Genomic DNA, 16,626 nt, shown 5'->3' with positions numbered 1-16,626 from the left:
TTAGTTATGCTCGGCTATGCTTGTGAAATCATGTTGTTGTCTACTCTAAATGATTCAGCATTTAAGTGATGCTTTTTCAATAGTTTATAGAATTCTGTTCGGTTTCGCTGCGCTATTTTTGCGGCTTGTGAAACATTACCTTCGGTGGTTTTTAGTAATTTTGCTAAGTAGTCACGCTCGAATTGCTCTCTCGCTTCTTGAAAAGAAGGCAGCTGTGCACTTTCATTACGTAAAGCATTATTAATTAAACTCTCACTAATTAATGGCTCGGTAGATAAAGCGACGCATTGCTCAACAACATTTTGTAATTGTCTAATATTACCGGGCCATTCAGCCCTAATTAAAATCTCCATCGCGGCTTGGCTAAAGCCGTTTATTTTATGACTGGTACTTTTAATCGCGACTGTTAAAAAGTGCTGGGCAAGCAAAGGAATATCTTCACGTCGTTCAGACAGGGCTGGTAAAGTGAGTTCCACAACATTTAAGCGGTAGTAAAGATCTTCACGAAAGCTTTTATCTATGATGGCTTGTTGTAAATTTTTATGGGTAGCGGCAATAATACGGACATCGACTTTTACTGACTGGGCACTGCCGACTGGGCGCACTTCTTTTTCTTGTAAGGCGCGTAATAATTTAACTTGAAAGCTCATCGGCATGTCGCCGACTTCATCAAGAAATAACGTACCGCCATGGGTTGATTGGAAAAGCCCTTGATGATTTTTATCTGCGCCAGTAAAAGCACCTTTACAGTGTCCAAATAACTCCGACTCGAGTAATTGTTCAGGTATTGCCGCACAATTAATCGCCGTAAATTTTTTATCATGACGCTTACTTGCTAAATGCACGGCTTTTGCCAGGAGTTCTTTACCTGTACCACTGGGACTATGGATCAATAAACTAAAGTCACTTTGGGCAACTTGATAAGTTTGCTGTAACAACGAAGACATAACGGCACTTCGGCTAATTATTTTCTTGCGCCAAATATCGGCTTTTTTGTCGGTATTATGAGCGCTACTTTGTGGTTGTAAGCGAATGGCTTCTTGCACAGTAGAGAGTAATTCTTGGCTTTCAAAAGGTTTGGTTAAAAAACTAAATACGCCTTGCTTAGTCGCACTAATAGCATCGGGTATCGTGCCGTGTGCGGTCATAATGATGACGGGCAAATTAGGCTGTTGCTGACGGATTTTTTCAAATAATGCCATACCGTCCATACCTTCCATACGTAAATCGCTGATCACTAATTGCGGATGAAATGTTTCTAAAATACCTAAAGCCATTTTAGCACTGTTTGCTGACTCTATTTGATAACCCGCAGCAGATAAGCGGATACCAAGTAATCTTAATAAACTGGGATCGTCATCAACAAGTAGTATTTTTTCACTTTTTTGCTGATCGAATTTTTTGCTGTTTGTTGAAACCATCATTTTTACTGCCCATGCTCATTAATATTATGTTCTATTTTTCTCAGCTGATTTATTTGCTGCTTTAACACTTCTAATTGTTGTTGTTGATCTTGATAGGCTTGCTTAATGAGCTGTCGCGCCTTTTTTTCTTGCGATAGTTCATTCAGTTGTAATATCTGCTGGTTGAGTTGTGTTTTTAACATACTAAAAAAGGCAAAGTCGCTTTGGCTTAGATTGTTTTTACTCAGGGTAATAAGCGACAGCTGATTTAATTTACTTTTTGCGGTAAACGGATTGTGAACCGGTGAATGAGGTAGAGCAAAAAATAGTGCTGATTTTAATTGCCATTCAATAGTTTCAGCACTGTTATTTTTATCTTGTTTGATTAACATGCTCTCGGCTAACGAAACTAATTGATGTTGGTGTATTTTATCGGCAATTTGTGCTTGGTTTAACTCGACTAAAGACAAATAATATTCTGTATAATCAAGGGGGCCACTGTTAATGTGATGGCTTTTATTGTCGCTGTTTAGTAACTGACAACCCGTTAACACGGGCAGTAATAACAGTAAAAAACTAACAGTGAGTATTCTATAAAATAAATATAACATTACACTGATACTCCACTCATTTTTTTTGTTAGAAAAGCATTAGGCAAGGTTATTGTCATGGCAGTGCCACTATTTTTACCTGTGTTACTGGTTATATTAATGGTGCCATTTAAGCGCATCAGTAACTCCTTTACTATGGTTAAACCTAAACCACTACCTTTTATTTTGGCATTCTTTGCCGGTGTTCCTTGATAAAAAGCATCAAATATTTTTTCTTTTTGGCTACTGGCTATTCCGCGACCTTGGTCAATAACGGTTATCGACAACAGACTATTATCAAGTGAACAGTTAATGTTAATAACATTATTGTCGTGCGAGTATTTTATCGCATTGGATAAGAGGTTATCTAAAATAACACTTAATTGTTTGGCATTGACCTTGAGTTGTATTGCGTGGTTTTTATAGTCAATGGTTAAGTTTTTCTGTTTAATATCTAAAGTTCTTTGCTGTAATACCTGAGTAACTAACAATGATAAATCAACAATTTCAGTATCTTGTAAACTGGTCGAGTCGAGCACAATATTAAAGTCAAGTAAGTCTTCAATTAAACGTTGCAAGCGGGTAACACTGCTACGGATAATGTTAGATATTTCTTGCTGCTCGGGGTTTAACTCACCAACACTGTTATCGTACAGTAATTCTGTTCCCTCTCTAATGGCGGCAAGTGGCGTTTTTAGTTCATGGGAAATATGACGAATAAAACTCGATTTTTGTAACTCCAGAGCATGCAAGCGCTTGCGCATCACTTCCAAGGCGTCAGCAATTTCTGTCATCTCAGGTGAGCCATGTAAAGTGACCTTTTTTTCAAAGTCTCCTAATGCTAAATGATGTATTTTACTGAGTAATTGCTTGAGCGGTTTAGTGATTAAATAGATAAAAATTGCGGCGATAAGCAAAGTAAAGGGAATGATAAGTAAGCTTTTCAGCATATCGTGTCTAACACCGTTGGCTGAATCTTTAACCTGTTCTACTTGTAAAACAAGTAAGTTATTACTTTCTTCGGCTATTGTTTTTCGTATCGAAACTAGTTGGGTAAATTGTTCTTGTAACAATGTTAATGACGATTCTTCTAGAGGGTGCCGCGTTAAGTAGCTATGCAGGTACTCAATCGCTTGAGAAAACTCTGTGCTGAGCAAGCGTAAGCTTGGGTTGCTTTTAAAGAGGTTATTACTTGCCATTGCTTTTAAGATAACTTGTTCGTCTTTTAAATAAGCACTCAATAAATCTTGATCTTTTAGAATGATAAATTGCCCAGCACTGCGTTCCATTTTAGCTAAGGTAAAGTTAATTTCACGGTTTGTTTTAACGAGTTCAGCAACATTAAAGATAGCCGATGTACTTTGTTGGGAAAGCTCAGTGACTTGATTTGCGCTATAAATTAACGCTATGACTAGCGGAAATGCAACAAAAGTAAAACCTAAAATGCTTAGTTTTCTAATCGAATACAAATTTATTGCAAAAAGTTCGGACAAGCTAAATTTTTTCATAGATATCACAAGTATTAATCAGGAGTGTATTTTAGTTTTATTAAGATAAAAAACAAGCGTGTCGCTTATTTGAGACAGTACTTTAGATGATACTAGAATGTTTTTTGTTATGACTTTTATAAGTTAGTCACTGTTTTACATCGGTTATTTTCTGAATTATTAACGATTTTGTTTTTTTTCTTTTTTTCGGGCTGTTTTATCTGTTGCTTAATGGCGACACTTTAGGCGGCTTAGTTATTTTGATTTTATCATTAATTGAATTAAATCAGTGCTTTATACTTTTGGTTCGATTCCTGCAGTGTCGTTAATGATATTATTACAATCATTAAAATAACCCGATGAACTCTATAAATAAAGGAATTAAAATGAATTCTATTAGCTTAACAAAAGTGACTCTACTTGTTGGTACTTGTGCCTTAGCTTCGTATTTTGTCAACGCAGGAGATAAAGTTGCAAGCCTAGATATTCCTATTGCTGATCAAGCAGCAATTAAACCTGTGGCAACTAAAATGTTGTCGGTAGACAATGTAGCAAAAAGTACACCGGCCATACTGACTCAGTTCGATGAAGATAAAAATGGTTTGCTTAATGAAGCAGAAGTTATTGCGAGCAAAGATGAAAAATTAGTTAAGCATTTTAAAGACATCGATAAAAATGCCGACGCTGAAATCAGTGCTAGCGAGCTAAAAACCTACCTTGCGGCTGTAAAAATTAACAATTAATGGTTGAAAAATAAGCCATATCTCTCTAGAATTATAGTCCCTAATTTCCAACTGTAGATAATAAACAGTTGGAATTTTTATTAGTTAATACGCAGTCGAAAACTATTATGAGCAATAAACCCACTGACGGTATCCCTATAGAATCAATGCCTCGATTTGTACAAGTTGATGATTGGATTTTTGAAATAAAAACCGTACGAGCAATACGTGTTGATGAATATGGTAAACCCTACACGGCGATCGCCAATTTAACAGTAAATGGAGATAACGCCTACATAGATGGTTTGTTAACAAGAGAGAATGAAAAATTTAATCGAAAAGATTACGCAGCTTTTCATCAATTTTGTCATCAAATGCAAGTTAAGCAAGCTCATTTCGATCGCTTTAAAAATAACAAACTCATTGCTGAACGTGTTGATATTAAACCGATTAAAGTTGAAGCTGAAGCGGTTAAGCAGACAACAATACTTAAACTGGTTCGTTAACTTATCTACAGGTTTGCGCTATTTTTTGAATCAAAAGCGGCTAAAATATCAATAATTCTAATCCCCAGATAAAATGAATGCCTATTTATGTCATTAAGTACTGCTCGTCTCGACCGTTTCATTAGTGAAAATTGCAGCGTTAGTCGCAGAGCTGTGCGCTTAATGTTAGCGAAAAAGCGTATAGCGGTAGATACTATTATTGCAGATGATATTGGCCAACGAATTGATAAGTTCTCAAAAATCACTCTAGATGGTCACATTTTACAAGATAATCGTGCGCTCTATATAATGCTTAATAAACCTATTGGTGTAGTCAGTGCAACGATAGATAAACAACACAAAACGGTCATAGACCTACTTGTCGAGCAAAACTTATTTAGCGACAGTGGTAACGAAGAAAAAGACAACTTACATATTGTTGGTCGACTCGATTTAAATACTTCCGGGTTACTGTTACTGACCAACGACAGTCGTTGGTCTGAACGACTTATGTCCCCAGAGCATAAAGTAGAAAAGTGCTATCAAGTCACTTTACAAAACCCGTTAACAGATGACTATCAGTCAGCTTTTGCACAAGGGATGTATTTTGAATTTGAAAATATCACCACTAAGCCAGCAAAATTAACAATTATCAGTAATACTGTAGGCCAACAAACTAATCAATATATTGCTGAAGTTAAGTTAATTGAAGGGCGTTATCATCAAATTAAGCGGATGTTTGGTCGGTTTCGTAATCCCGTTATAGGCTTGCATCGACAAGCCATCGGAAACTTATTCTTGGATGAAAATCTACCTGTAGGTCAAAGTCGATTTCTAACGGATGATGAAGTACTTGGTATTTTTACAACGACTGTTACTAACTGATAAGAATAGATTAATCTAACTCATCAGCATCACTAATTCGCTCTAATCGTTCCTGTTCTTCAGCAAATGCTGCTTTTATTTCTTCTAATATTGTATCAACATCAGCCGATTTTGTGTCTTCTTTAAATAGGCCCGTTAACTCGGTTTCTGGTGATAATTCTGCTTTCTCATATAAGACCCACATTTCTTGAGCATATTTACTTTTTGCTAATTCTGGGGCAAATTGAGCATAATAATCAGTAATATTTTCAACATCGCGCAGTAACATGCTTTTGGCATTATTGTTGGCTGAGGCATCTACAGCCTGTGGTAAGTCAATAATAACAGGACCGTATTCGTCAACTAGGACATTAAATTCTGATAAATCACCATGAATGATACCCTCGCAAAGCATGATCTTTACATAATTCATCATGATAAGGTGGTCTTCAATGGCGTGTTCACGTGGCAATATTATGTCATTTAAGCGCGGTGCAACGTCGCCTTCACCGTCGGTGATCAGTTCCATTAACAGCACACTTTCAAAACAACCAAATGGCTGAGGCACTCGTACACCAGCAGCAGCTAACGTATAAAGGGCTTCAACTTCGGCATTCTGCCAAGCATCTTCTTGTTGTTTTCTGCCATACTTTGAGCCTTTTTCCATCGCGCGTGCGCGACGGCTATTACGGCTTTTTCGACCTTCTTGGTATTGAGCGGCTTTTTTGAAACTGCGTTTATTGGCTTCTTTATATACTTTGGCACAGCGAATATCATCGCCACAACGTACCATATATACAGTTGCTTCTTTGCCACTCATTAATTGACTGATTACTTCGTCAACCAGTCCATCGTCAACCAGGGGTTGTAGTCTTTTAGGTATTTTCATTATTTAATTAAATCGGCTTTGAAGTTATTCTTCGTCAAGTTCGTCGAAGTCTTCGTCTTCACCAAGCGGTTTTACTGAACGGAAACCTTCTTTTACGACGATCTCTACATAGAATGAAGTTAAGCCAAGCTTTTCAGCTTCGTCGATATGTTTATTAAGTGCAGATAAGTGTACAACTTCTGCGTCTGCTTCGGTGATACCATATTTAGAGTCAAAATCCCAAAAATCAACGCCAGCAGGCAGCTTTTTGTTTCTTTCTCTTTTTATGTATTTTTTCACATCATGTTTTACACCTTCAAATAAGCGAGCAACTTTAATTTTTGGGTGAGTGATGTTGAATGTTTTTTTCATGACGTTCCTAAATGATATTGTTAAGAGAATTTGTTACATATGATCTGCATTTTACGTTAATTTTTCCTTGGGTGCGACAGTTAGTATTTGCTAAAGTGAACTTGGTTATATTTTTCGATGTTTTATTCAATTTTTTATAAGGTTTTTCTGTTATGTCATCCGTTATTAAACGTTTCTCCCAGTTAGTTTTTGTTTCATTAACAACATTGCCCTTAGTAGTGAATGCTTCGGGTAATAATAATTTTACTCTATGTATCAATAGTTTGCAGGTCAAGGCCGAATCTGCTGGTTATTCAGGCTATATTGTTAATGATATTATTCCAGCGCTTGCGCCGATAAAACGCGTGATTGAGCTCGATCAACGCCAACCTGAATTTAGTCAAAGCTTTGCTGATTATTTAAAATTACGCTTAACTAATTATCACATCCAAACCGGTAGAAAGAAATTAGCTGAGCATAAAGAGCTGTTTGACAAATTGTCTAAAAAATACGGCATTCCTGCACAGTACTTAGTGTCTTTTTGGGGCTTAGAAACTAACTTTGGTAGAAACAAAGGGAAAATGTCGGTGTTAAACTCTTTAGCCACATTGGCCTGTGATGAGCGACGTAGTGAATACTTTACCGCTGAATTATTTGATCTGTTTCATTTGATCGATAATAAAACGGTCACCACCAAGCAACTCGCTGGTTCTTGGGCCGGAGCCATGGGGCATATGCAGTTTATGCCCTCAGCATTGAGAAAGTATGCATTAGACGGCGATGATGACGGTAAAATAGATGTTTGGCAAAGTGAAGCCGATGCGTTAACGAGTGCGGCTAATTACTTAAATAGCATTGGCTGGTTAGAAAAAGAGCGTTGGGGTCGTCAAGTACAGCTGCCAAAAAACTTTGCTTTTCAACAAGTCGAGTTTGATCAGTTCTATCCCTTAGCAACCTTTAAAGCTTTAGGCGTAACACGTGCTAATGGTACTGCTTTATCTGATTATAAAATTGATGCTGAGTTAGTCTTACCTGCTGGCGCTGGTGGACCTGCATTTTTAGTCTACCCTAATTTTAATGTTATTATGAAGTGGAATTTGTCTGAGAATTATGCGCTTTCTGTTGGCTTGTTAGCTAACCGTATTCAAGGGGCTAGCGGCTTAAAGGTCAGTGCTCAAGATAAGGATGTATTATACAAGCCTGCTGAACTACAAGCGCTTCAGGAAAAGCTTAATACGTTAGGTTTTGACGTTGGAAAACCTGATGGTATTTGGGGACCAAAAAGTCGTAAAGCTATTCGTTTATATCAATTACAACATAATTTAATCGCCGACGGTTTCCCCAATAGTGCGGTATTAATAAAAGCAGGTATTCAAGGATAACTCTATTTATCTCTTAGTTAAGATATTTATGCTTATGCAATTGAGTGACTACATACTCATTAAGTCTTATTAAGACGCTTATATACGCCAATTGAAAAGATGGCGCCGAAGAAAAGGGAAGTTCAAGTAGGTTGATATTACTGAGTCTGTCTATGCTCAGTAATGTCTTTTGCGTTACCCTAATGTTTAATCTTCAGCTAAGTGCCTACTCAAAATTAAGTGCGTTAATACTAGTTTTACATCGGCACGATTTTTAATATTTGTGACGTTTTATGCAAAACACTCGGCCAGTTTTGCGGTAATCTTTCGCCCAGTCACATGCTAAGTCATAACATCCCTTTTATCGCTATATCAATAAAAAACTCCAGTATATTGTCGTTTGATAGCGTTTTCCTGTAATGACCATCATTCAAAGAACAAAGAGATGAATTGCATTTTATGTTAAATAAATAAGCTATAAACATCCTTCTTTATCTCAAAACATGATGTAGATCTAATTTTTAACAAATAGCCTTTCCAGCCAACCATTGTGTATGTATGTATTGTTTAAGATCATCATTTTTCTTTTTCGTTAATTTATAATCGCCACATTACTCATATGAAGTGCTGGAATTTTCAAAATAATGTACTTGGCAGTTGAATTATTTTATTTGCATTGGGATAAAATACAAAAATTTTGCTGATGAATTATTAAAGCACTTTTACTACTTTATGGTCATACAGGAAGTTAACATGTATAAAAAGTCATTAATTAATATAGCGTTAACAGCTATTTTATTACCGTCACATTTTGCTATAGCAAACAACAACGATGTTATTCATCAAGGCATTGATGAAAAAACTGAAGTTCTCGTTATTATTGGGAAAACACCACGAAAAATTCAAGACGTTGTCGGTGCTGTTTCAGTCATTAATAGCGAGACAATCGATAAACAATTAGTGCACGATATCGCTGATCTTGTTCGTTATCAAGCGGGTATCAATGTTATTAATTCTGGCAGTCGGTTCGGTGATTCAAATATTGCGATTCGTGGCATTTCCGGTAATCGTATTGCAACAGAAATAGATGGAGTACCGGTTGCAGAACAATTTAATGTCGGTAGCTATTCAAACTCAGGCAGAAACATGATCGACCCTGATTTGATAAAACAAGTTGAAATTCTACGAGGACCTGCGTCAAGTATATATGGCAGTGATGCGATAGGTGGGGTGATTTCTTATGTGACTAAAAAACCATCTGATTTACTCAGCCAAACAGACAAAGATGTCTATTTGGGGTTAAAAACAGGTTATTACTCAATTGATGACAGTAAGGCTATTTCTTTAAATACAGCTTTTGCTTATGGTAAGTCTAGTGCGCTATTTTCAGGGTCTTTGCGCAAAGGCCATGAGTTTGATCACAACACATCAACAGATTTAGCTAAAGATATTCAAGATAACGAAACTCAGTCTTTTCTTGCTAAGTACTATTATGAAATATCAGACAACCAAGAAATCAGTTTTAGTTATGATTACTTTTCACGTGATAGCCAAAGTGATATGCGTGCAATTTTGGGGTTAGGGCGTTTTGAGTCAACTCATTTATTACTAGGTGATGATGAAACTGTTCGCGAAAATTTTTTAGTAACTTATGATTTTGTTTTAGAAAATGATTGGTTAGAAGGTGGTTATATTCGACTTTATGATCAAAATACTGAAACACAACAACTCACTGATGAAAGCAGGGTATCTAGGGGTAAAGAGTACCTTTATGACAGAGACTTTTTTTATGAACAAGAAGTGCAAGGATTAAGGTTTAATTTTTATACTAATATTGATACTCGTGGTACCACTCAGCATATTGGTTATGGCTTAGAGTTAAATAAGAGTAAAACTAAAGAAATGCGAAACGGTGTACAAACTAATATAGCCACAGGTGTGTCAACAAATAACATTTTATCTGAGGTATTTCCTGTAAGAGACTTTCCTATTTCAGAGGTTAAAGAGTTAGGTATTTATATTAATGATGAAATTGCCATAGAGGGTACTAATTTCACCATTATTCCGGCGATTCGTTATGATCGTTATAAATTAACACCTAAACCTGATGTTATGTATTTAGAAGATAATCCTGCTACTGAAATTGTTTATATCAGTGAAGATAGTTTTTCACCTAAATTGAGTGTTGTTTATCAAATAAATAATAACAGCAAAGTCTATCTTCAATACGTTAAAGGTTTTCGAGCTCCCCCTTTTGAAGACGCTAATATTGGTTTAGACATTCCAATGTTTAAAATGCGAGCCATTCCAAACGCCGATTTAAAATCTGAAAAAACTCATGGCTATGAAATAGGTTATAGCGTTGATATTGAACAACATACATTTAACTTGGTTGGCTTTTTAAATGATTATAAAGACTTTATTCAAACAAAAGTTAACTTAGGGTTTGATCCAGCAGTGCAACGATTAATATTTCAATCTCAAAATATTGATAATGCAGAAATCTATGGCGTTGAACTTAGCTACAAAGGTAAATTTGATAATGTTTTTAATAGCAATAATAGTATAACTGCCTATGGTAATTTATTTTGGAGCGATGGTGAAAATAAAGATACAGAGCAACCATTAAATGAAATACAACCCAATCATGCTCTACTTGGTGTGCAATGGTTAAGTGCTGATGAAAATGCATCTATTGCATTTAATGCCAGCTTAGTTGATGGAAAATCAGATATTGATGATCCCGACAATAAGTTAGCTACAACGTCTGGCTATACAACGTTTGACTTGGTGGTTAATTACAGTTTTAGCGATAAAATAACTTTAGCTGCAGCAATATATAATATAACGGACAAAAAATACGCTCATTGGTCTGACGTAAACGGATTTGAAGCGAATGATCCACTATTAGATACCTTAGCTGCGGCGGGCATTAATGGCTCAGTACAAATCAAGTATGCTTGGTAGCTTAAGTTAGAAAAATATTAACACAAGAACTTAAGATGAATAAAAAGCCTATTATGAATAGGCTTTTATGTTCATGATGGCTATTTTTAGACAGCCTATCTTTCAAGGGATGAGTGTATCTTTGTTCGTCAACGATCAGTTTTGATTCTGATAAAAAACTGAATAGCTACATCAAGGTACGAAATAGTGCAGTGGCGTGCCTGCATTATCATTCTCTGCATCGATGTTATCGACACTTCTGTTTATATCGATGCAGTAGGAGAGTCAGGCAGCAGTGTTAAAATAAGGCAATACTCAGGTTATGTGTGTTGAGTTTTATTCGTCAATACATTGAGTGAGAATAATCCTTACCCTGGTGTAAAATCAACAAGGCTTAAATTGAACCTTTATTGCTTTTACTCTGAAACACTATTCTTTAGGTGATAAACAAACAAACGTAATAAAGCGGCCGATCACTAGCAATAATTTCTACAATAATAGAGATTTCTTTTGAGTAATATTTTTGGATACTTCTTACTTTACGCCATGTGCTGTTAAGCACTGGGTATATTCTTTGTCGGTGCCATTGATATGATTAATTAACCATTCTTTTAAGAAACTACTGACTTCAGATAGTGCGTCATGACCTTTTTCATCATACAAGCTAACGAATGATTCAACTTGAGCTATCATCACCTTATGTTGTTTTTTATGGGCTTCAACATCAATAAAATTATGCTCAACAAGTAAATTTTCTTCTCGTTCAAAATGATATTTTGTGTAAGCAATTAAATTACTCAATGCTTGACGTTCAAAATCTTCACTCATCGCATAGTCATAGGCAGTAGTGAACTGATTAAGTAAGTTAATCAGTTTTTTATGATCATTATCTAAACTTTCAATGCCGACGCTATATTCTTCTTGCCACTCCAGCTGATTGCTTTGATTTGTTTTCTTATAAATCAAAGGTACCAGTGCTAGCACAACAATTAATACCCAAGAAACTGGATTGGCCATGCTTGATAAAAAGCCTAAAAAAATAGCAACAATAATCAAACCAATAGTGGCGGCATATAGTAAAGACTTAGTGCGGTTATTCATAAATAATACCCCTAAAATTAATGTGGTTAAGTAGTTGGTTTCTGTGGTGATTCTAATACGAAAATAGCTTAAGTCTTCTAAAAACGCCTGATTTATTGACCTTGATCAAGTTGCAAATTCATTGATGACTAAAACTTTTAAAACTTGATCTGAATCAGGTTATTTATTCCTGAAGTAATGAATAGTTACATTTGTTTACTGGACTAACACTTTTTCTTGTAATTGATTTTAAGTTGCTTTCAATAATAAAGCGCGTAGACCAGAACGTTAACAACGACGAATTTGTTTATTGGTGTTTCAGTTTCGACTTTTATTAAAGCGAAATAACCGAAATTCTAATAAAAATAAAATTAGAGTAGAACACTGAAAAAATAAGAATTATCCAAAACATTAAGCTCGTAAAAATATCTGGAGAATGACGATGAAAATAATTAAATATGGCTTGTCAGCACTTGGTTTAGCAATAGGAATGGCCGTTACTGGTATTAGTCTGTCTGTATCAGCAACAGAGCCGACTTTGTCTGAGGCTGACTTTGATAAAGCGAAATTACAATACTTTCAACGCTGTGCTGGTTGTCATGGTACTTTGCGTAAAGGCGCAACAGGCAAAAATTTAGAGCCTGAAAATACTTTAAAAAAAGGCCAGCAACGTTTAGAGAAGATTATTTCTTTAGGTACTGAAGGTGGTATGAATAACTTTGACGATTTATTCAGTAAAGAAGAAATAGCTAATTTAGCGACCTTCATTCAGATGGAACCACCTATTCCTCCAGAAATGTCTTTAGCGCAAATGCGCTCTTACACCAAAGAATATGTAGCACCGAAAGATTATCCAACTAAACCAATGCATGGTTTAAATTGGAAAAACTTCTTTGTTGTTATCGAACGTGACGCAGGTACTGCCGCCATTATTGATGGTGATACTAAGAAAATTATTGCTCACCTCGATACGGGTTACGCAGTACATGTCATTAAAGGTACAGAACATCATAAAGTTGACCATGCAAAAGATATTGGACGTTTTTGGTACACCATTGGTCGTGACGGTAAAGTAAATAAAATTGATTTATGGCAAACGCCTGACAAAATGTTAGTTGCTGAAACTAAAATGGCTTATGACGCTCGTGATATCGCAGTTTCTGGCGATGGAAAATACGTAATTGCTGGAGGTTACTGGCCTGCGCATTTCGTTATTATGGATGCAGTAACATTAAACCCACTTAAAGTTGTATCTACTCGTGGTTACAATACTAAAGGTGAATTCATCAATGAAGCACGTGTAGCTGCTATTTACACTTCGCCTTTAACGTCTTCATTTATCGTGGCAGTTAAAGAAACTGGTCAAATGCTACAAGTTGATTATACCGACTTAGATAACTTAACCATTACTAGTATTGCTTCAGCAGAATTTTTGCATGATGGTTTCTTTGATCCCTCTGGTCGTTACTTCCAAATTGCGGCTAATGCTTCAAATAAAATGGTTGTGATTGATACTATTGAACGTAAGTTAGAAGCGATGATTGAAGTTGATGCATTACCGCATCCTGGTCCTGGCGCTAACTGGATTGATAAAGAATGTGGTCCTGTTGGTGGCACAACTCACTTAGGTGTTGGCCTAGTATCAGTATGGGGCAATGATCCTATGGGTCATCCTGATAAAGCTTGGAAACTTTGCTATGAAGTTGAAACAGATGGTGCTGGTGCATTTATCCGTACCCATGAAACTTCACAATATGTTTGGGCTGATCAGTTGAAACATCCTGAGCCAGAAGTTCAACAATCAGTACAAGTATTTGATAAAGATACTCACCAAATCGTTAAAACTATCCGTGTAACAACAGAGCCAGGTAAAGCGGCACTGCATATGGAGTTTAATGATGACGGTACTGAAGTTTGGGTATCTGTTTGGAATCGTAAAGATGCTAGAAACCCTACGGGTGAGATTGTAATTTACGATGCAAAAACGCTTAAAGAGTTACATCGTATCAAGGGTTTAACAACGCCTACTGGTAAGTTTAACGTTCATAATCGTATGAACCACAAAACTTAATTAGTCATTTGACTAATAATGCGAGTGCAACAGCCGTTGTACTCGCACTCTTTGTTTAATTTTTCGCTTTATTCCTACGAGTTAATTATGGTAAATAACACAATAACTAAACCTAGCTTTTGGTCTCGTCGACTCCTGCTGGGTACAACAGTAGCCGGAGCTGTGCTCTTTTTTGTTGTCGGTATTGTTTTTTGGGGTGGCTTTAACACCGCGATGGAAGCAACAAACACCACAGAGTTTTGTATCGGCTGTCACGAAATGGAAGACAATGTTTATCAGGAATATAAACCCACCATACATTTTTCAAATAGAACTGGCGTAAGAGCGGGTTGTCCTGATTGTCACGTACCTAGACCTTGGATCCACAAAGTGGTGCGTAAAATACAAGCCTCTAAAGAAGTATTCTCTTGGTTAACGGGTAAATTAGATACCAAAGAAAAATTTAATGAACATCGTTTTGAACTTGCTCAGAGTGTTTGGAAAGCGATGAAAAATACTGATTCACGAGAATGTCGGAATTGTCATAATTTTGAGTCTATGAATCCAGAATATCAAAAACCTCGGGCCCGCAAGCAGCATTTAAATGCATTTGAAACAGGGCAAACCTGTATTGATTGTCATAAAGGTATTGCTCACCATGGTGTGAGAGATCAATTGTCAGATGAAGCACTTGAAGCTCTTGAAGCACCAAACCCTGAATTTATTCGCGAAGTACCGCAAATGTACCTTGATGGTTTAGCGCGAGTAGAAGCAAAAGAATCCAAAGATGCTGCAGATATCAAGGAAGCAGACCTTGCTGAGAAAGCGAAGATAGATGAAAAAATTGAACAAGCAGTTCAAGCAGCATTAACCAATGCAGGTACTAATTCAACCGCTAATAAAGCAATAACTGATAATGCTTTAGCGACGAGTTCTAGCAGCACGATTAATGTTGATTGGTCAAAAGCAAAATCCACAGATATTAGCGTTTTTTATCCGGGAACTGCATCGTTAGAATGGATATTAGGCCGGTCTCATGGTGGTAAACGTGCTTTTAGTAAAGGTGACCGTTGTATTGAATGTCATGGTAAAGAAATTGCTGATATTGGTGAAAATATTGTTTCAGGTAAAAGTGAGAAGGAACTTGAGCCAAACATAATACCGGGTAAGCGAGGAAGTTTCCCCGTAACAATTGATGCTAGCCATGATGATGAAAGCTTATATTTGAGGTTTAGTTGGGCTGACGGTGATCATGCGCCAGTTCCGTTTGTTGAAGGGGGTAAAATGGATCCTGATAACCCAATGAAGTTAGCCTTTATGTTAGCAACGGACGATGTTGAATATGCTGACCGTGCTGGGTGTTGGGCAACCTGCCATGCTGACGCTAACTCTATGCCTTATGCGCCGATAAAAGAGGAGCTCATCGGCTCAGATATCGCTACACGCTTAAATTTAAATTCAGGTGTTACTAAGTACTTGAAAGAGTCGCGTACTGAATTAGAAATAAAAGGCCGTGGTGATAAAGCATTGGGTGGTTGGGATAAATTGAAAGGTCAGAGTGATATTGATGCTGCGCAAGCTGAAAATAAATACATGGATATTGTTCGCTATAAATCTGGCAGCAAAGAAGTTGAAGATGGTCAAATATTAGCTGAACGTAATATGCATGGAGGTCAAGGCGCGGAAGTTGAAGCGTCATTGAAAAATGGTACTTGGTCTGTGGTCATTAAACGTAAGCTTAAATCTGACAAAGTGGGTGATGTCAGTATTGCCGCAGGTGCAGTATATAACTTTGGCTTCGCGATACATGATGATTATTCAAGCGCTCGTTACCATCATGTATCATTTGGCTATAAGTTAGCACTTGATAACGATAACGCAGAAATTAACGCCGTTAAACTTTAACACCGCTATAAACATTATTATCAATGGGTTATTTACTGAGCTCCAAAGTGCAACTTTGGAGCTTTTTTATATTCAGGATGGCTGTTCATTGACATTCTTGTTACACGGCATTAGGGCATCAGGGCGCTATGGCAATGAGCGATTTTATTATAGCTTTGAATGACAGAACACTGACTTTTTAGCTTTTAGCCGGTATAAAGAACCATTTTATGAAAGCGATTATGGGGGTAAGTTATTTGTTCAAAGGGAGTAACCCAATAATATCCAAAGTTGTTGGTTAAAGGTAAGTCGAGTGCAGGTAAAAACTCTACTTTATCAAGCTGATTTCGAATAAGAAACTTAGAGAGCAAAGCTATGCCTAACTCTGCAGTTGCGGCTTTAGCAATGATAGATACTAGTTCAAACAGCATGCCTTGTTTTGTTGGCGTTTAAGCATTAGGTTGTAAAAACCAATCTTGCCAAGCTTAAATACGTGTTGCTAAGTGTAGTAGTAGTAGTAGTAGTAGTAGTAGTA

14 protein-coding genes and 1 pseudogene are annotated in these 16,626 nt (G+C 36.7%); 8 read left to right on the top strand and 7 right to left on the bottom strand.

Translation table 11 applies throughout. From position 1 onward, the window contains the following. Nucleotides 1-14: 14 nt before the first annotated feature. The 3 genes from H4J62_RS13025 to H4J62_RS13015 are packed head-to-tail and all read right to left on the bottom strand — an operon-like array spanning nucleotide 15 to nucleotide 3,501. Nucleotides 15-1,424, bottom strand: a complete 1,410-nt coding sequence (locus H4J62_RS13025; protein ID WP_310733515.1) for a sigma 54-interacting transcriptional regulator — start codon at nucleotides 1,422-1,424, stop codon at nucleotides 15-17. Between the two features lie 2 nt (nucleotides 1,425-1,426). After that, nucleotides 1,427-2,014, bottom strand: coding sequence for a hypothetical protein (locus tag H4J62_RS13020; RefSeq protein ID WP_182216664.1), 588 nt, complete (start codon nucleotides 2,012-2,014; stop codon nucleotides 1,427-1,429). Then, complete coding sequence (locus H4J62_RS13015; protein WP_182216666.1) at nucleotides 2,014-3,501, bottom strand: cell wall metabolism sensor histidine kinase WalK; 1,488 nt, start codon at nucleotides 3,499-3,501, stop codon at nucleotides 2,014-2,016. Before H4J62_RS13015 ends, H4J62_RS13020 begins: the two co-directional genes overlap by 1 nt. Nucleotides 3,502-3,866: 365 nt before the next feature. Between H4J62_RS13015 and H4J62_RS13010 the strand changes: the two genes are divergently transcribed. From H4J62_RS13010 to H4J62_RS13000, 3 genes are all read left to right on the top strand, one after another. Beyond that, nucleotides 3,867-4,223, top strand: coding sequence for a hypothetical protein (locus H4J62_RS13010; RefSeq protein ID WP_182216667.1), 357 nt, complete (start codon nucleotides 3,867-3,869; stop codon nucleotides 4,221-4,223). 107 nt (nucleotides 4,224-4,330) lie between these two features. Beyond that, nucleotides 4,331-4,708 carry a hypothetical protein gene (locus H4J62_RS13005; RefSeq protein WP_259364990.1) on the top strand — a complete coding sequence of 126 codons (378 nt, stop codon included), beginning with the start codon at nucleotides 4,331-4,333 and terminating at the stop codon, nucleotides 4,706-4,708. 87 nt (nucleotides 4,709-4,795) lie between these two features. Next, nucleotides 4,796-5,572 carry a pseudouridine synthase gene (locus H4J62_RS13000; RefSeq protein ID WP_182216669.1) on the top strand — a complete coding sequence of 259 codons (777 nt, stop codon included), beginning with the start codon at nucleotides 4,796-4,798 and terminating at the stop codon, nucleotides 5,570-5,572. A 10-nt stretch (nucleotides 5,573-5,582) separates the two neighbouring features. Here the strand turns inward: H4J62_RS13000 and H4J62_RS12995 are convergent, their stop codons facing one another. Together H4J62_RS12995 and H4J62_RS12990 are read right to left on the bottom strand one after the other, a co-directional pair. Further along, nucleotides 5,583-6,440 (bottom strand): PA4780 family RIO1-like protein kinase, encoded by an 858-nt coding sequence (locus H4J62_RS12995; RefSeq protein ID WP_182216671.1) that lies wholly within the window; start codon nucleotides 6,438-6,440, stop codon nucleotides 5,583-5,585. A gap of 24 nt (nucleotides 6,441-6,464) precedes the next feature. Continuing rightward, nucleotides 6,465-6,791: a DUF6172 family protein gene (locus H4J62_RS12990; protein WP_070375914.1), complete on the bottom strand. Its 327-nt coding sequence runs from the start codon at nucleotides 6,789-6,791 to the stop codon at nucleotides 6,465-6,467. Between the two features lie 152 nt (nucleotides 6,792-6,943). On the opposite strand from H4J62_RS12990, the gene H4J62_RS12985 reads away from it, so the two are divergent. Further along, nucleotides 6,944-8,152 carry a lytic murein transglycosylase gene (locus tag H4J62_RS12985; RefSeq protein ID WP_182216673.1) on the top strand — a complete coding sequence of 403 codons (1,209 nt, stop codon included), beginning with the start codon at nucleotides 6,944-6,946 and terminating at the stop codon, nucleotides 8,150-8,152. A 732-nt stretch (nucleotides 8,153-8,884) separates the two neighbouring features. Next, the gene (locus H4J62_RS12980; protein WP_182216675.1) at nucleotides 8,885-11,098 is read left to right on the top strand and encodes a TonB-dependent hemoglobin/transferrin/lactoferrin family receptor; all 2,214 of its coding nucleotides are present in this window, start codon (nucleotides 8,885-8,887) and stop codon (nucleotides 11,096-11,098) included. A gap of 513 nt (nucleotides 11,099-11,611) precedes the next feature. Here H4J62_RS12980 and H4J62_RS12975 read toward each other — a convergent pair. Further along, complete coding sequence (locus H4J62_RS12975; RefSeq protein WP_182216676.1) at nucleotides 11,612-12,178, bottom strand: bacteriohemerythrin; 567 nt, start codon at nucleotides 12,176-12,178, stop codon at nucleotides 11,612-11,614. Nucleotides 12,179-12,599: 421 nt separating this feature from the next. On the opposite strand from H4J62_RS12975, the gene H4J62_RS12970 reads away from it, so the two are divergent. The 3 genes and pseudogenes from H4J62_RS12970 (at nucleotide 12,600) to H4J62_RS20480 (ending at nucleotide 16,112) form a co-directional block, all read left to right on the top strand. Then, complete coding sequence (locus H4J62_RS12970) at nucleotides 12,600-14,228, top strand: cytochrome D1 domain-containing protein (RefSeq protein WP_182216678.1); 1,629 nt, start codon at nucleotides 12,600-12,602, stop codon at nucleotides 14,226-14,228. A gap of 87 nt (nucleotides 14,229-14,315) precedes the next feature. Then, nucleotides 14,316-14,867: pseudogene (locus H4J62_RS20485) on the top strand (NapC/NirT family cytochrome c); the annotation flags it as partial. Nucleotides 14,868-14,948: 81 nt separating this feature from the next. Continuing rightward, a complete protein-coding gene (locus H4J62_RS20480; RefSeq protein ID WP_259364998.1) occupies nucleotides 14,949-16,112 on the top strand; it encodes an ethylbenzene dehydrogenase-related protein in 1,164 nt (387 codons plus the stop codon). Between the two features lie 185 nt (nucleotides 16,113-16,297). Here H4J62_RS20480 and H4J62_RS12960 read toward each other — a convergent pair whose 3' ends face one another. Further along, a complete protein-coding gene (locus H4J62_RS12960) occupies nucleotides 16,298-16,522 on the bottom strand; it encodes a hypothetical protein (RefSeq protein WP_182230263.1) in 225 nt (74 codons plus the stop codon). Nucleotides 16,523-16,626 lie beyond the last annotated feature (104 nt).

Source organism: Colwellia sp. BRX8-5, assembly GCF_014077325.1.
GTDB lineage: Bacteria > Pseudomonadota > Gammaproteobacteria > Enterobacterales > Alteromonadaceae > Colwellia_A.
The sequence above is the reverse complement of the archived record's forward strand: the minus strand, read 5'-3'. Positions and strand labels throughout refer to the sequence as shown.

What these genes read in the sequence shown, in the direction of transcription:
- H4J62_RS13020 (WP_182216664.1), bottom strand. Translation starts at nt 2,014, where the DNA reads ATGTTATATTTATTTTATAGAATACTCACTGTTAGTTTTTTACTGTTA.
- H4J62_RS12980 (WP_182216675.1), top strand. Translation starts at nt 8,885, where the DNA reads ATGTATAAAAAGTCATTAATTAATATAGCGTTAACAGCTATTTTATTA.
- H4J62_RS12995 (WP_182216671.1), bottom strand. Translation starts at nt 6,440, where the DNA reads ATGAAAATACCTAAAAGACTACAACCCCTGGTTGACGATGGACTGGTT.
- H4J62_RS12970 (WP_182216678.1), top strand. Translation starts at nt 12,600, where the DNA reads ATGAAAATAATTAAATATGGCTTGTCAGCACTTGGTTTAGCAATAGGA.
- H4J62_RS20480 (WP_259364998.1), top strand. Translation starts at nt 14,949, where the DNA reads ATGTACCTTGATGGTTTAGCGCGAGTAGAAGCAAAAGAATCCAAAGAT.
- H4J62_RS12990 (WP_070375914.1), bottom strand. Translation starts at nt 6,791, where the DNA reads ATGAAAAAAACATTCAACATCACTCACCCAAAAATTAAAGTTGCTCGC.
- H4J62_RS13015 (WP_182216666.1), bottom strand. Translation starts at nt 3,501, where the DNA reads ATGAAAAAATTTAGCTTGTCCGAACTTTTTGCAATAAATTTGTATTCG.
- H4J62_RS13000 (WP_182216669.1), top strand. Translation starts at nt 4,796, where the DNA reads ATGTCATTAAGTACTGCTCGTCTCGACCGTTTCATTAGTGAAAATTGC.
- H4J62_RS13010 (WP_182216667.1), top strand. Translation starts at nt 3,867, where the DNA reads ATGAATTCTATTAGCTTAACAAAAGTGACTCTACTTGTTGGTACTTGT.
- H4J62_RS12960 (WP_182230263.1), bottom strand. Translation starts at nt 16,522, where the DNA reads ATGCTGTTTGAACTAGTATCTATCATTGCTAAAGCCGCAACTGCAGAG.
- H4J62_RS13025 (WP_310733515.1), bottom strand. Translation starts at nt 1,424, where the DNA reads ATGATGGTTTCAACAAACAGCAAAAAATTCGATCAGCAAAAAAGTGAA.
- H4J62_RS12985 (WP_182216673.1), top strand. Translation starts at nt 6,944, where the DNA reads ATGTCATCCGTTATTAAACGTTTCTCCCAGTTAGTTTTTGTTTCATTA.
- H4J62_RS13005 (WP_259364990.1), top strand. Translation starts at nt 4,331, where the DNA reads ATGAGCAATAAACCCACTGACGGTATCCCTATAGAATCAATGCCTCGA.
- H4J62_RS12975 (WP_182216676.1), bottom strand. Translation starts at nt 12,178, where the DNA reads ATGAATAACCGCACTAAGTCTTTACTATATGCCGCCACTATTGGTTTG.